Annotated in this window: 15 protein-coding genes; 14 read left to right on the plus strand and 1 reads right to left on the minus strand. The window is 44.4% G+C overall.

From position 1 onward, the window contains the following. The first annotated feature begins 6 nt into the window (after positions 1-6). Together HMPREF2832_RS00125 and purB are read left to right on the plus strand one after the other, a co-directional pair. A complete protein-coding gene (locus HMPREF2832_RS00125; protein ID WP_070505201.1) occupies positions 7-234 on the plus strand; it encodes a phosphoribosylaminoimidazole carboxylase in 228 nt (75 codons plus the stop codon). 54 nt (positions 235-288) lie between these two features. Then, positions 289-1,587 (plus strand): adenylosuccinate lyase, encoded by a 1,299-nt coding sequence (gene purB, locus HMPREF2832_RS00130; protein ID WP_003013885.1) that lies wholly within the window; start codon positions 289-291, stop codon positions 1,585-1,587. Between the two features lie 184 nt (positions 1,588-1,771). Here the strand turns inward: purB and HMPREF2832_RS00135 are convergent, their stop codons facing one another. Continuing rightward, positions 1,772-2,488, minus strand: coding sequence for a GntR family transcriptional regulator (locus HMPREF2832_RS00135; protein ID WP_049498209.1), 717 nt, complete (start codon positions 2,486-2,488; stop codon positions 1,772-1,774). A 132-nt stretch (positions 2,489-2,620) separates the two neighbouring features. On the opposite strand from HMPREF2832_RS00135, the gene HMPREF2832_RS00140 reads away from it, so the two are divergent. The 12 genes from HMPREF2832_RS00140 to HMPREF2832_RS00195 all read left to right on the plus strand — a co-directional run bounded on the left by HMPREF2832_RS00140 (position 2,621) and on the right by HMPREF2832_RS00195 (position 14,237). Next, the gene (locus HMPREF2832_RS00140) at positions 2,621-4,408 is read left to right on the plus strand and encodes a glycoside hydrolase family 35 protein (protein WP_049498210.1); all 1,788 of its coding nucleotides are present in this window, start codon (positions 2,621-2,623) and stop codon (positions 4,406-4,408) included. Then, positions 4,405-4,881 carry a PTS sugar transporter subunit IIB gene (locus HMPREF2832_RS00145; protein WP_003009322.1) on the plus strand — a complete coding sequence of 159 codons (477 nt, stop codon included), beginning with the start codon at positions 4,405-4,407 and terminating at the stop codon, positions 4,879-4,881. The genes HMPREF2832_RS00140 and HMPREF2832_RS00145 overlap by 4 nt, the downstream gene beginning before the upstream one ends. A gap of 26 nt (positions 4,882-4,907) precedes the next feature. Further along, positions 4,908-5,822 (plus strand): PTS mannose/fructose/sorbose/N-acetylgalactosamine transporter subunit IIC, encoded by a 915-nt coding sequence (locus HMPREF2832_RS00150; protein ID WP_003013827.1) that lies wholly within the window; start codon positions 4,908-4,910, stop codon positions 5,820-5,822. Then, positions 5,809-6,630, plus strand: coding sequence for a PTS system mannose/fructose/sorbose family transporter subunit IID (locus tag HMPREF2832_RS00155; protein ID WP_003002374.1), 822 nt, complete (start codon positions 5,809-5,811; stop codon positions 6,628-6,630). Before HMPREF2832_RS00150 ends, HMPREF2832_RS00155 begins: the two co-directional genes overlap by 14 nt. An 11-nt stretch (positions 6,631-6,641) precedes the next feature. After that, a complete protein-coding gene (locus HMPREF2832_RS00160; RefSeq protein WP_003002366.1) occupies positions 6,642-7,046 on the plus strand; it encodes a PTS sugar transporter subunit IIA in 405 nt (134 codons plus the stop codon). 83 nt (positions 7,047-7,129) lie between these two features. After that, entirely contained in the window at positions 7,130-8,299 is a 1,170-nt protein-coding gene (locus HMPREF2832_RS00165) for an SIS domain-containing protein (protein WP_049498211.1), read from the plus strand. A gap of 81 nt (positions 8,300-8,380) precedes the next feature. Then, positions 8,381-9,421, plus strand: a complete 1,041-nt coding sequence (locus HMPREF2832_RS00170) for an aldose epimerase family protein (protein WP_049498212.1) — start codon at positions 8,381-8,383, stop codon at positions 9,419-9,421. A gap of 420 nt (positions 9,422-9,841) precedes the next feature. Further along, positions 9,842-10,840, plus strand: a complete 999-nt coding sequence (gene ruvB, locus HMPREF2832_RS00175) for a Holliday junction branch migration DNA helicase RuvB (RefSeq protein WP_021154208.1) — start codon at positions 9,842-9,844, stop codon at positions 10,838-10,840. A gap of 6 nt (positions 10,841-10,846) precedes the next feature. Continuing rightward, positions 10,847-11,413, plus strand: coding sequence for a nucleotidyltransferase family protein (locus HMPREF2832_RS00180; protein ID WP_070505202.1), 567 nt, complete (start codon positions 10,847-10,849; stop codon positions 11,411-11,413). A gap of 173 nt (positions 11,414-11,586) precedes the next feature. Further along, a complete protein-coding gene (locus tag HMPREF2832_RS00185; RefSeq protein WP_070505203.1) occupies positions 11,587-12,012 on the plus strand; it encodes a low molecular weight protein-tyrosine-phosphatase in 426 nt (141 codons plus the stop codon). A gap of 28 nt (positions 12,013-12,040) precedes the next feature. Beyond that, on the plus strand, positions 12,041-12,445 hold the full coding sequence (locus HMPREF2832_RS00190; RefSeq protein WP_070505204.1) for an MORN repeat-containing protein: 405 nt from the start codon (positions 12,041-12,043) through the stop codon (positions 12,443-12,445). Next, the gene (locus HMPREF2832_RS00195; protein ID WP_070505205.1) at positions 12,435-14,237 is read left to right on the plus strand and encodes an acyltransferase family protein; all 1,803 of its coding nucleotides are present in this window, start codon (positions 12,435-12,437) and stop codon (positions 14,235-14,237) included. Before HMPREF2832_RS00190 ends, HMPREF2832_RS00195 begins: the two co-directional genes overlap by 11 nt. The last annotated feature ends 89 nt before the right edge of the window (positions 14,238-14,326 follow it).

Below are 14,326 nucleotides of genomic sequence, written 5' to 3' on the forward strand. Positions count from 1 at the left end.
GTTTTTATGATTCAACTCATTGTCAATGCTTTTGTTGAGAAGGACAAGACAGGAGCAGTCGTCGAAGTCTTATATGCTAGTAGCGATCATGAAAAAGTGAAAGCTAAGTATGAAGAGCTAGTTGTACAGTATCCTGAAAACTATTTAGCCATCTATGATCTGCCTCTGGATACGGATTTGAATATACTCGATCACTATCCGTCAGTGTGGATCGGGAAAGAAGAATTTAAATAAAGCGACAGTCGGTTGCTAGCTGATGTGAAACATCAAAAGAAAGGAAAATTAAACATGATCGAACGTTACTCTCGCCCTGAAATGGCGAACATTTGGACTGAAGAAAATAAATACCGTGCTTGGCTTGAGGTGGAAATCTTGGCCGATGAAGCATGGGCTGAATTGGGAGAAATTCCTAAGGAAGATGTGGCTTTGATTCGTGAAAAAGCGGACTTTGACATCGACCGTATTTTGGAAATCGAGCAGCAAACTCGTCACGATGTGGTTGCTTTCACACGTGCGGTTTCTGAAACGCTTGGTGAAGAACGTAAGTGGGTTCATTATGGGTTGACTTCTACTGACGTGGTCGATACGGCCTATGGTTACCTCTACAAACAAGCCAACGACATCATCCGCAAGGACCTTGAAAACTTCCTCAACATTATCGCTGACAAAGCCAAAGAACACAAGTTCACTATCATGATGGGTCGTACGCACGGTGTGCACGCTGAACCGACAACTTTTGGTCTTAAATTGGCCACTTGGTACAGCGAAATGAAACGCAACATCGAGCGTTTCGAGCATGCAGCTGCTGGTGTGGAAGCTGGTAAGATTTCTGGTGCGGTTGGTAACTTTGCCAATATCCCACCATTCGTTGAAAAATACGTCTGCGATAAATTGGGTATCCGTGCTCAAGAAATCTCTACACAGGTCCTTCCTCGTGACCTTCATGCTGAGTACTTTGCAGTTCTTGCGAGCATCGCAACTTCTATCGAGCGGATGGCAACTGAGATCCGCGGTCTTCAAAAATCAGAACAACGGGAAGTGGAAGAGTTCTTTGCGAAAGGTCAAAAAGGGTCTTCAGCAATGCCTCACAAACGCAACCCAATCGGTTCTGAAAACATGACAGGTCTTGCGCGTGTGATCCGTGGTCACATGGTAACAGCTTATGAAAACGTAGCCCTTTGGCACGAACGTGATATCTCTCACTCATCAGCTGAGCGTATCATCGCACCAGATACAACTATCTTGATTGACTACATGCTCAACCGTTTCGGAAATATCGTTAAGAACTTGACGGTCTTCCCTGAAAACATGATCCGCAACATGAACTCTACATTTGGTTTGATCTTCAGCCAACGTGCCATGTTGACTTTGATTGAAAAAGGGATGACACGTGAACAAGCTTACGACCTTGTTCAACCGAAGACTGCCCAATCATGGGATAACCAAGTAGACTTCAAACCACTTCTTGAAGCAGATCCAGAAGTAACTTCACGTCTCACTCAAGAAGAAATCGACGAAATCTTCAACCCAACTTACTACACCAAACGGGTGGATGAAATCTTCGAACGCATTGGTTTGGGTGACTAATCGCAACGAAAAAGGGAATTTGAAAAATAGACGAAAAGAAGCAGAGAAATCTGCTTCTTTTTAAACTTTTTATAGCTAAATTATCACTAATTATATATATTTTTAAAGAGGTCTTTAGAAATCGTTTTCAACATGCTATAATGGAGTTATAAAAAAGACCGAGATGTCTCAGTCTTTTTGGTTCTTAGTGATCGCGGTCACAGGAGATGAACTTGATCTTGTAGTAATCACCGCGTTTATAAGTTTCCGTGTATTCAAGGATTTGGCCAGTCGCTTCTAGCTTGGTCATCTTCACTTGTTTGACCGTTGGGAAATTTTCGTCGATCTTCAATACCTTAGCAATCTTGCTTGGTGTAGGAAAGACGATTTCGTTGACTTCTTCGAAGTGCTCGTCATTCATATGAATGTGGTAGTCTTCTTTGAAGCGATCATAGATAGAGCTGTAGTATTCCAAATTTGGATAGTTTGGATTGATGTATTGTTCGGGAACATAGGTTTGGTGGAAGATATAGGTATCATCCCCTGTATGGCGAGTCCGTTCGATTTTATAATAGAATTGCGTTGGGTTGAGGCCTAGTTTGTCTAGGATGCTCAAGGTATTTCCACGTTTAATAGAGAGAACTTTGACTTTGGCCTTTTGGATTGGGAAGGTTTCAACATCTGAAAATTCTACCAGTTTGTGTTTTCGAGCACGAGAAACAAAGGTTCCTTTTCCTTGCTGACGGACAATGTAGCCATCAGCAGCGAGGTCGTTCAAAGCACGGACAACGGTGATAGAGCTGACATCATAAATTTTGATGAGTTCAGCTTCAGTATAAAATTTATCTCCATTTTCAAATTTTCCGGAGATAATTTGCTGCTTCAATTCATCTTTGATGTGTTGGTACTTTGGAATTGCCATAGTGCTACCTCTCTTTAGATTTCTCTTATTTAACCCTATTTTAACATATTTTTTATAAAAGTGTTGACATTTTTTAAATAATTTATTATATTAATAAATGAAAAGGGTTACATATAAGAAAGGGGGGCGTTTATGGGAGTTTTTGAGATTCGCGATGCTTTCTATTTAAAAGATCAACCCTTCAAGATTTTATCCGGAGCGATCCATTATTTCCGAATTGACCCAGCAGACTGGTATCATTCCTTGTATAATCTAAAGGCTTTGGGTTTTAACACGGTTGAGACCTATGTCCCTTGGAATGCGCATGAACCCCGCAAAGGGCAGTTTGACTTTAGTGGTCGATTGGATCTAGAGCGTTTCATTCAAACAGCCCAGTCCCTAGGACTTTACATGATTGTAAGGCCGTCGCCCTTTATCTGTGCAGAGTGGGAATTTGGTGGATTACCAGCCTGGCTCTTGGAAGAAGACCTGCGAATCCGCTCATCAGACCCAGCCTTTATCGAAGCGGTGGATCGTTATTATGATCGCTTGCTTGGCTTGTTGACACCCTACCAAGTGGATCAAGGTGGTCCAATCCTCATGATGCAGGTGGAAAATGAGTACGGCTCTTATGGAGAAGATAAGGATTATCTGCGTGCCATTCGGGATTTGATGAAGGAAAAAGGCGTGACCTGTCCTCTCTTTACATCGGATGGGCCATGGCGAGCAACGCTAAGAACAGGAACCCTGATTGAAGAAGACCTCTTTGTGACGGGAAACTTCGGTTCCAAAGCAGCCTATAACTTTGGTCAGATGAAAGAATTCTTTGACGAATACGGCAAGAAATGGCCCTTGATGTGTATGGAATTCTGGGATGGCTGGTTTACCCGCTGGAAGGAACCCGTGATTCGAAGGGACCCAGAGGAGTTGGCAGAAGCTGTACATGAGGTCTTGGAGCTCGGCTCCATCAATCTCTATATGTTTCATGGCGGAACCAATTTCGGCTTCATGAATGGTTGCTCAGCTCGGGGTACGCTTGATTTGCCACAGGTGACATCCTATGACTATGGGGCTTTGCTCAATGAGCAGGGCAATCCGACGGAAAAGTATTATGCTATTCAAAAAATGATGGCGACCTACTATCCAGAGTATCCACAGATGGATCCGCTTGTGAAGTCGAGTTTATCTGAACGAACATTGGAGTTGACCAAAAAGACTAGTTTGTTCGGCAATTTAAACGAGATTGCTCAAGTCACAGAAAGTCTTTACCCACAGACCATGGAAGAAATCGACCACCCATTAGGCTATCTGCTCTATGAGACAGAAGTGGAAATGGATGCGGAAGAAGAGCGCTTGCGTATCATTGATGCGCGTGATCGGGTACAGGTGTATGCCAATGATCAGTTGATTGCCACTCAATACCAAGAAGAAATCGGTCAAGATCTTTTTTTAAACGGAAAAAAGAAAACGATTACAAACTTAAAACTCTTGATCGAAAACATGGGAAGAGTCAATTATGGGCACAAACTCTTAGCGGATACCCAACGAAAAGGAATCCGAACTGGGGTTTGTATCGATCTTCATTTCAAGCTTTATTGGAAACAATATGCGCTTGATTTTAGCCAACTGGACCGCTTGGATTTTTCGAAAGAATGGCAAGAAGGTCAACCAGCTTTTTATCAATTTGCTTTTCATCTAGATCAGGTTGAGGATACCTTCCTTGATATGACTGGATTTGGAAAAGGGATCGTTCTTGTAAATGGCCACCATATCGGTCGTTTCTGGGAAGTCGGACCGACCACTTCACTTTACGTGCCTCATGGTTTCCTCAAAGAAGGAGCTAATAGCCTGATCGTCTTTGAGACAGAAGGGCGTTACCAAGAGACACTTGAACTTGTTCAACAACCTACATTCAAAGAAGTAAAGGGGGAAAACTTATGACTATTGTAGGATGCCGTATTGATGGACGTTTGATCCACGGGCAGGTAGCCAATCTTTGGACTACCAAACTAAATGTTTCACGTATCATGGTGATCGATGATGAAGTCGCTCAAAATGATATCGAAAAAAGTGGCTTGAAACTAGCGACACCGCCGGGTGTTAAGCTCAGTATCTTGCCAGTCGCAAAGGCTGCGGAAAATATCTTGGCTGGAAAATATGATAGCCAACGACTCTTTATCGTAGCTCGCAAACCTGATCGTTTCCTTCGTTTGATCGAAGCAGGCGTTCAGCTTGAAACGCTGAATGTCGGCAATATGTCTCAATCCGATGAGACACGCGCGATTACCCGCTCGATCAATGTGGTGGATGCGGATGTGGAAGACTTCAACAAGATCCACGAAAAAGGTGTAAAGATTACGTCTCAAATGGTGCCAAACGACACTGCAGAAGACTTTATGAAGTTATTAAAGTAAAAGAAAATTTTTAGGAGGAAATTGTCATGATACAATGGTGGCAAATTTTACTACTTACTTTGTACTCAGCTTATCAAATCTGTGATGAGTTGACGATTGTTTCATCAGCAGGCTCACCAGTCTTTGCTGGTTTCATTACAGGACTTGTTATGGGGGATTTAGGAACAGGTCTCTTTATCGGAGCGTCTCTCCAATTGACAGTGCTCGGTGTAGGTACTTTCGGTGGAGCTTCTCGTATTGACGCCACTTCTGGTGCCGTTCTTGCAACTGCCTTTTCAGTAGCGCAAGGTATTAAACCAGAAATTGCGATTTCAACTATTGCCGTTCCCGTAGCTGCTCTCTTGACCTATGCAGATATCCTTGGCCGTATGAGTACTACTGCCTTTGCACACCGTATTGATGCGGCGATCGAACGCTTTGATTATAAAGGAATTGAACGCAACTACCTTCTTGGTGCTGTTCCTTGGGCTCTCTCTCGTGCCCTTCCAGTCTTCTTGGCTCTTGCCTTTGGTGGTGCTTTTGTCCAATCTGTTGTTGACTTTGTTGCAAAATATCAATGGTTCGCAAACGGCTTGACTCTTGCAGGACGTATGCTTCCTGGTCTTGGATTTGCGATCTTGCTTCACTACTTGCCTGTGAAACGTCACCTTCACTATCTTGCCCTTGGTTTTGGCTTGACAGCGATGTTGACAGTGCTTTACAGCAATGTTCAAAGTGTTGGTGCTGCAATTTCTGCTATGCTTGGAACAGATGCGTTTGCAAAACTTCCAAAAGAACAAATGGTTGCCTTCACAAACAACTTCAAATCTGTATCTATGATCGGGGTTGCCATCATCGGTATCTTCCTTGCAGTGCAACACTTTAAAAACAGCCAACGTACAGTTGTAGCTGCTCCAGCAAGCAATGTAGAAAGCGGGGAAATTGAAGATGACGAATTCTAATAACTACAAACTCACTAAAGAGGATTTTAAACAAATCAACAAACGTAGCCTCTTCACCTTCCAATTAGGTTGGAACTACGAACGGATGCAGGCTTCTGGTTACCTTTACATGCTTCTTCCACAATTGCGGAAAATGTATGGAGATGGCACACCTGAATTGAAAGAAATGATGAAATTGCATACGCAATTCTTCAATACTTCTCCATTCTTCCACACCATTATCACTGGTTTTGATTTGGCTTTGGAAGAAAAAGATGGTGTCAACTCTAAAGATGCGGTTAACGGGATCAAGACAGGTCTCATGGGACCATTTGCCCCTCTTGGAGACTCTATCTTTGGATCTTTGGTTCCAGCTATTATGGGATCTATTGCAGCAACCATCGCGTCACAAGGTCAACCATGGGGTATCTTCCTTTGGATTGCTGTGGCAGTTGCTTATGATATCTTCCGTTGGAAACAGTTGGAATTCGCTTATAAAGAAGGTACCAACTTAATCAACAACATGCAAAGTACCTTGACAGCTTTGATCGAAGCAGCTTCTGTACTTGGTATCTTCATGGTCGGTGCCTTGATTGCAACGATGATCAATGTGGATGTAACCTGGATGCCACACATCGGGGACAAAGCCATCGATATCCAAGACATGCTCAATTTGATCTTCCCACGCTTGGTTCCAGCTATTATCACAGGTGTGATTTACTGGTTGCTTGGACGTAAAGGAATGAACTCAACTAAAGCTATCTTGTTGATTATCGTCGCAGCGATTGCCTTCTCTGCCTTTGGTCATTTCTGCTTCGGCATGCAGTAATGGAGTAGGGTATGGCAAAAGAGTTAGTACTGGTCAGCCATGGTCGCTTTTGTGAAGAGCTTAAAGCTAGCACAGAGATGATTATGGGGCCACAAGAATCCATCCATACGGTTGCACTCTTACCAGAAGAAGGGCCAGAAGACTTTACCGCTAAATTTGAAGCAACAGTCCAAGGTCTAGAAGACTATATTGTATTTGCCGATCTCTTGGGAGGAACTCCTTGCAACACTGTGAGTCGCTTGATCCTTGAAGGACGTGCGATTGACTTATACGCAGGGATGAATCTTCCGATGGTCATCGAATTCATCAATAGTAGCCTGACTGGTAATGAAGGGGACTACCCTGAACGTGCAAAAGAAAGTATTGTCAAGGTAAATGACCTCTTGTCAAACCTTGATGATGATGAAGATGAGTAGGTTGGTAGGGGAGTCTGGGAGCATCATCTCAGACTCCTTTCCCATTTATCAACGTTAGATTGTAGAAAGGAACAACAGGTTCTATGTTAGACTATACAAAAGAAGACTTGCAGGAGCTAGGAGCAGAGATCACAACACGTGAGATTTACCAACAACCAAGGGTTTGGAAAGAAACGGCTCGCTTGTACCAAGAAAGAAAAGCGGAAATAAAAGCTTTCTTAGAAAAGATTGGACAAGAGCATGACTATATCAAGGTCATCTTGACAGGGGCAGGGACCTCAGCCTATGTGGGTGATACCTTGGTTCCTTACTTGCAGGAAGTGCATGATGAACGCCACTGGAATTTCCAATCCATTGCGACGACGGATATCGTAGCTCATCCTCAAACCTATTTGAAAAAAGAGGTTCCGACGGTTTTAGTATCCTTTGCCCGGAGTGGTAATTCGCCAGAAAGTGTCGCCACCGTGCAGTTGGCCCAAGACCTGGTCGATGAGCTCTATCAGATCACCATTACCTGTGCTGAAGAAGGAAAACTGGCTTTGCAGGCGCATGGGGATGAGCGCAATCTCTTGCTTCTCCAACCTAAAGAAACCAATGATGCCGGCTTTGCCATGACATCCAGCTTCACCTCCATGCTCTTGACAGCTCTCTTGGTCTTTGATCCAAGCGAGGAAGAGATCAAGGAAAAACGAGTAGAAGAGCTGGTTCATCTATCTGAGCAAATCTTGGAGAAGGACCGTGCGGTCAAAGAAGTGGTCGATCTAGACTTTGAGCGCGTGATCTATCTGGGGGCAGGACCTTTCTTTGGTCTAGCTCATGAAGCCCAGCTCAAGATTTTGGAATTAACAGCAGGCAAAATCGCAACCATGTATGAGAGTCCTGTCGGTTTCCGTCACGGTCCAAAATCCCTCATTAATGACCAAACTCTCGTCTTGGTCTTTGGATCCATTGATCCTTATACCCGTCAGTATGATCTGGACTTAGTTCGCGAAGTTGCAGGAGATCAGATTGCCCGTCAAGTCGTCCTCTTGACCGATCAAGCTGCAGGGATCGAGCATGTACGGGAAGTGTTAGTGGAAGCTTCTGCAGACTCACTAGATATCTACCGTGCCTTCCCTTACATTATCTACGGTCAATTGATTTCTCTCTTGACTTCGCTCAAGGTGCAAAATCGCCCAGACACACCTTCACCGACTGGTACCGTCAATCGGGTTGTTCAAGGGGTGATCATTCATCCATTTCATAAAGAATAGCCACTAATTTTCTATAAAAAGTGGAGTGTTTCTTCTTGTGAAACTGATACAATGGAGAAAAACAGTGAGAGGAGAAGGTTTGTGAAACAGTATCAAGAAAGCGTGTTTGGAGAATGGCAGAATCAAGAGGTTCGGGCTTATCGCCTCGAAAATGACAAGGGCTACCAATTATCTGTCATGACCTATGGGGCGACGATCTTAGAATATGTGACACCGGATAAAGAAGACCAGTTTACGAATATTATTCTAGGCTTTGATCGCTTTGAGGACTATGTGGGCAATAGCCCTAAATATGGGGCTAGTATTGGCCCGGTAGCAGGCCGGATTGCAGGGGCAAGTTTTGAACTCAATGGAGAGACCTATCATTTGGAAGCTAATAACGGTGCTAACTGCAACCACAGTGGATCAACAGGCTGGGACAGCGCTTTGTTTAGCGTGGAGTCGGTAACGGATCAGGAAATTACCCTATACACAGAACGTGCAGATGGAACCGGTGGTTTCCCTGGAAATCTCAAGGTCTGGGTAACCTATGGTTTGACGGAAGATGGTGAACTTGAGATTGCCTATCGGGTAGAAACGGATCAAGATACCTTGGTCAACCCGACCAACCACAGCTATTTCAACCTATCAGGCAACTTCACCCAGCCGATCAATGACCATGTCTTTCAGATCAACCATCAAGGGCTTTACCCTATCCATCCAGACGGTGTTCCTCTTCAGACCGTGGATAGAGAAAGTCCTGTTGTCCAGCATCTCTACCAAGCAATGCTCTTGGAGGATCTTTTTAAGGACTCTGATCCGCAAATCCGTCTGGTAGAAGGATTAGACCATCCATTTGCTCTTCCAGAAGGGCATGAAAATGCCGGCTTTCTTTACCATCAGCCATCTGGACGTTTTTTGACCTTTAAGTCAGAAGCCCCAGCCTTGGTAGTTTATTCAGCCAATTTCGTAGACGAAACTGTTCATCTGCAAGGCCAACCAATGGTTCAGCACAATGGCTTGGCTCTAGAATTCCAAACAGTGCCAGACGCCATTCACAGTGACCAAGCTGAAAAGGTCATCTTGAGAGCAGGTCAAGTCTTCACCAGCAAGACTAGCTACCATGCCATCGCTAAGAAATAAGGAGGAAAGGGGAGTGGCCAAACAAGGATGTGAAATCCTTGCTTGAGACCTCCTCTTTTTCTCGAAAAAAATTTTTTAGAAAAACTATAAGGAAAGTTTAAGCTTCCTATCGTATACTAATACCATCATCAAAGACCTCCTAACTTTGAATGATAAAACTCCTAAAACTTTTTCATAATAATCTCCCTATAAGAGCCACCAAAACCGGTGGCTTTTTTCTATGTACCTTAGCGAACGTTAGTGAGCTTAGGTACATTGATGCAGTTTGAGCGGAGTGAAAACTACGTTCCTTATTTCTTAGCAAACGTTAGTGAGTTTAGGTATGTTGACGCAGTTCGAACGCTAGTGAGAACTACGATCTTTAAAAAACACATTCTATTTATGGTACCGAAGGTATCATTTTTTGCTATAATAGACTGTATGAGTAGAATTTTAGACAATGAAATCATGGGCGATGAAGAGGCCGTTGAACGGACGTTGCGCCCGCAATATTTACATGAATATATCGGTCAAGATAAGGTCAAGGACCAGCTGAAAATCTTTATTGAGGCGGCTAAGCTTCGGGATGAGGCGCTGGATCATGTCCTTCTTTTTGGCCCTCCGGGGCTTGGGAAAACCACCATGGCCTTTGTCATCGCTAATGAACTGGGCGTCAATCTCAAGCAGACTTCTGGTCCTGTCATTGAAAAGGCCGGTGACTTGGTAGCTATCCTCAATGATCTAGAACCGGGGGATGTCCTCTTTATCGATGAGATCCACCGTCTTCCTATGTCAGTCGAAGAAGTGCTTTACAGCGCCATGGAAGATTTTTACATCGACATTATGATTGGCGCTGGGGAGAGCAGCCGGAGTGTCCATCTGGACCTTCCTCCTTTCACTCTGATTGGGGCGACGACTCGAGCGGGTATGCTGTCCAATCCCTTGCGTGCTCGCTTTGGAATTACGGGGCACATGGAATACTATGAACAAGATGATTTGACAGAGATTGTCGAGCGGACCGCCGAGATCTTTGAGATGGAAATTACCCACGAGGCTGCCGAAGAGCTTTCTCTTCGTAGTCGTGGGACTCCTCGGATTGCCAACCGATTGCTGAAGCGGGTGCGCGATTTTGCTCAGATTATGGGCGATGGCTTGATTGACGATACCATTACCGACAAGGCCCTCTCTATGCTAGATGTGGACCATGAAGGACTGGACTATGTCGATCAAAAGATCCTGCGCACCATGATTGAAATGTACGGCGGTGGCCCGGTCGGGCTTGGGACTCTATCGGTCAATATTGCCGAAGAGAGGGAGACCGTAGAAGATATGTATGAGCCTTACTTGATTCAAAAAGGCTTTATCATGCGGACTCGGACAGGGCGCGTGGCGACCCGCAAGGCTTATGAACACCTGGGTTATCCCTACAATGGAGACTAGAAGAAGATGCTGACGGAAGAAACATTAGTAGAACAGATCAAAGCGGATCCGGAGATGATGACTGTCTTGGCCATTATTCGAGATCTAGACTTGGCAGATGCCTGGTTAGCGGCGGGCGCGGTGCGCAATTTCATCTGGAACCAGCTCTCTGGAAAACCAGGGTTTGACGCGACAACCGATATGGATCTGGTCTTTTATGACCCTACGATCAGCTATAAGGAGACTCTGCAGATCGAGCAGGAATTAAAGAAGACCTATCCTCAGTACGCTTGGGAAGTCAAAAATCAAGTCTATATGCACCAGCATAGTCCTGGGACGGCTCCTTATCGCAGTGCTTGTGACGCGGTTTCTAAATACCCCGAGCAGTGTACGGCTCTTGCGGTTCGCTTAAGGAAAGATGGTCAGCTAGAGCTCTTTCTCCCTTATGGGACAAGGGATATCGAAGACTTTATTGTTCAGCCAACTCCGCATTTTTTAGCCAGTCCAGAGCGTTTAGCGGTTTATACAGAGCGTATGAAAAAGAAAAATTGGCAGAGTAAATGGCCTCCATTAGAGGTTCGTTTTCCAAAATAGAGAAACAGATCAGATTTGAAAAAGGAATCTGATTTTTCTTTAAAATGATGGAGCCACTTTGTCATCTTTCTGTCACATTTTTGTTATAATAGTAATAGTATGCTGGTTTTCCATAGTGGAAAGCCAAGAGCTCAGCTAGGTTGGGCAGTCCGAACAAGGAGTTAGGTGGAATCATGAAAAAAATCGTCTTTGTCTGCTTAGGAAATATTTGTCGGAGCCCCATGGCGGAGTTTGTCATGAAGGACTTGACGGATCAGTATGAGATTGAAAGTCGGGCCACTTCTAGCTGGGAACATGGCAATCCCATCCATCGGGGAACCCAGAAAATCTTTCAACAACACCAGGTCCCGTATGATCCAGCCAAGACTTCCTTACAGATCAAGGAAGAGGATTTTTACAACTTTGATTTGATCCTAGGGATGGACGAAAACAATGTAGCAGATCTAAAGCAAATGGCTCCTGCAGGGACAGAGCACAAGATTCATCTTTTTGCTACAGAAAGTGTGCCAGATCCGTGGTATACCGGTGATTTTGAGGAAACCTATTCCAGAGTCCTGAGCGGCTGTAAGGCTTGGTTAGATCAGTTAGCAACTTCTTAAGAGTTTGATATGTGAGAGAATACAGAATATGAAAGAATTTTATGAGACTTATAAGGTCTATCTGACGCGAAAAAATTTAGAAATAGCAGCATTAGTCGTGATTGTTCTATCTGCTTTGCTGGTTTTCCTTTCAGCCGTTCCAGGTCAGGGCGTCTTGACCTTGGATAAGGGGGCGATCCGTTACGACGGAAGTTTGGTCCGTGGCAAGATGAATGGCAAGGGAACCGTCACCTTTAAAAATGGGGATACCTATACAGGTAACCTCGTCAACGGCTCTTTTAGCGGCTATGGTAAGTTTAAGTCCAAGGATGGTTGGACCTATGAAGGGCAGTTTGTTAACGGCCAGCCGGAGGGCAAAGGCACCTTAACCACAGAAGCCAACGTCGTATACAAAGGAACATTCAAGCAGGGGATTTATCAAAATGCGCATTAAATGGTTTTCACTAGTCCGTGTTACAGGACTCTTATTGGTATTGCTTTACCATTTCTTCCAAAAAGCCTTTCCTGGAGGCTTCATTGGGGTAGATATTTTCTTCACCTTCTCAGGATTTTTGATTACAGCGCTCTTGATCGATGAATTTGCGCGCAAGCAAGGAATCGACTACCTGGCATTCTTGAAACGGCGCTTTTACCGGATCGTACCACCCCTTGTCTTTATGGTCTTGGTCGTGATGCCCTTTACCTTTATGGTCCAACGGGACTACGTGGCTGGTATTGGGACTCAGATTGCGGCGGTCTTCGGTTTTGTGACCAATTTCTTTGAGATGGCAACGGGTGGTAGTTACGAAAGTAACTTCATTCCACATCTCTTCCTTCATACCTGGAGTTTGGCCCTAGAAGTGCATTACTATGTGCTCTGGGCACTTTTGGCATGGTTCTTGGCTAAGCGGGCTAAGACGGTTGGGAAATACCGAGGTATGCTCTTCCTGGCATCCAGCGGGCTCTTTCTCTTCCCCTTCTTGTCCATGTTCATCCGTGCCTTTCTGACAGCCAATTTCTCTACCATCTATTTTTCTAGCTTCACTCACATCTTCCCCTTCTTTGCAGGATCATGCCTAGCAACGGTGACAGGGATTGCCAATGTCAGCCCGAACTTTACAAAGCTGGTGCAGTCTTGGAGCATGAAAAAGACCTTATCGGTCTTGGGTGGAAGCTTTGCCTTCTTGTTTGTGCTCAGTCTTTTCTTGCCATTTGATAGCTTGTGGACCTATCTGTTTGGCTTTTTAGCAGCGACAATCGCAGCTTGTGCCATGATTCTGTCGGCCCGCATTCTCCATGAGAAGACGCCAGATAAAAAAGAACCAGCCATCCTCAATTTCTTGGCAGATACCAGTTATGGTGTCTATCTTTTCCACTGGCCTTTCTTTATCATCTTCTCTCAACATTTGGGAAATATGATGGCAGCCCTTGTGACGACGATCGTTTCCTTGATTCTAACGGCTCTGTCCTTCTATATTTTGGAGCCAACCATTGCAGGCAAGGAACCTCGGGTCTTTGGTATGAAGATGGATCTCAGTTTTTTGACCAAGCCGATCTTTTACCTCATGATTCCACTGGCTCTCTTGATGGTCGGAATCTCCGCCTTTGCACCAACCGTCGGAGCTTTTGATGAGAGTTTGGTGGTGAGTGGGCTCAATCAAGCAGACAGCAAAATGCAGGTTACACGGACGCAGGTGGACAATGCAACTGCAACAGACTATAACGTCTCAAATGGTGTGACCATGATTGGTGATTCGGTTAACTTGCGAGCGCAGGACTACCTAACCAAAGCGATCCCGGGCATCCAGATCGATGCAGTGGTGAGCCGTCAGTTGGAAAATGGAATGAAGGTCTTTGAGACCGATATCTCCAATAAAGTTCTCCTAAAAAATGTAGTCATTGCTCTAGGAACTAATACCGTGAGCAACTACAAAGAGTTGCTGGATCAGTACGTTGAAAAACTTCCAAAAGGCCGTCGCTTGATCCTTGTGACACCATATGATGGTCGATATGCCAACGATCAGTCCAGTGAATCGGTTCAAACCCGACTTTATGAGTTGGAACTAGCTAAGAAATACGACTATATCACCATTGCGGACTGGTACCAAGTAGCAATTGAAAATCCAAATATTTGGGTGGGAACAGACTCTGTTCACTTCAATATGGAAACCAATGGTGGAGAACTCTATGCTCTAACAGTCAAAGAAGCTCTTGACAAGGCTGAAAAAGGTCCAGTTAAGAAGTAAAAATGCTTCTCTGAAACTGAAACAAAACAAATCCTAACAAAATAAAACAAAAAGCAACTTTTTACTTGTAAAAAGCTGCTTTTTTTAGT

Source organism: Streptococcus sp. HMSC073D05 (genome assembly GCF_001812015.1).
GTDB classification, from domain to species: domain Bacteria; phylum Bacillota; class Bacilli; order Lactobacillales; family Streptococcaceae; genus Streptococcus; species Streptococcus parasanguinis_D.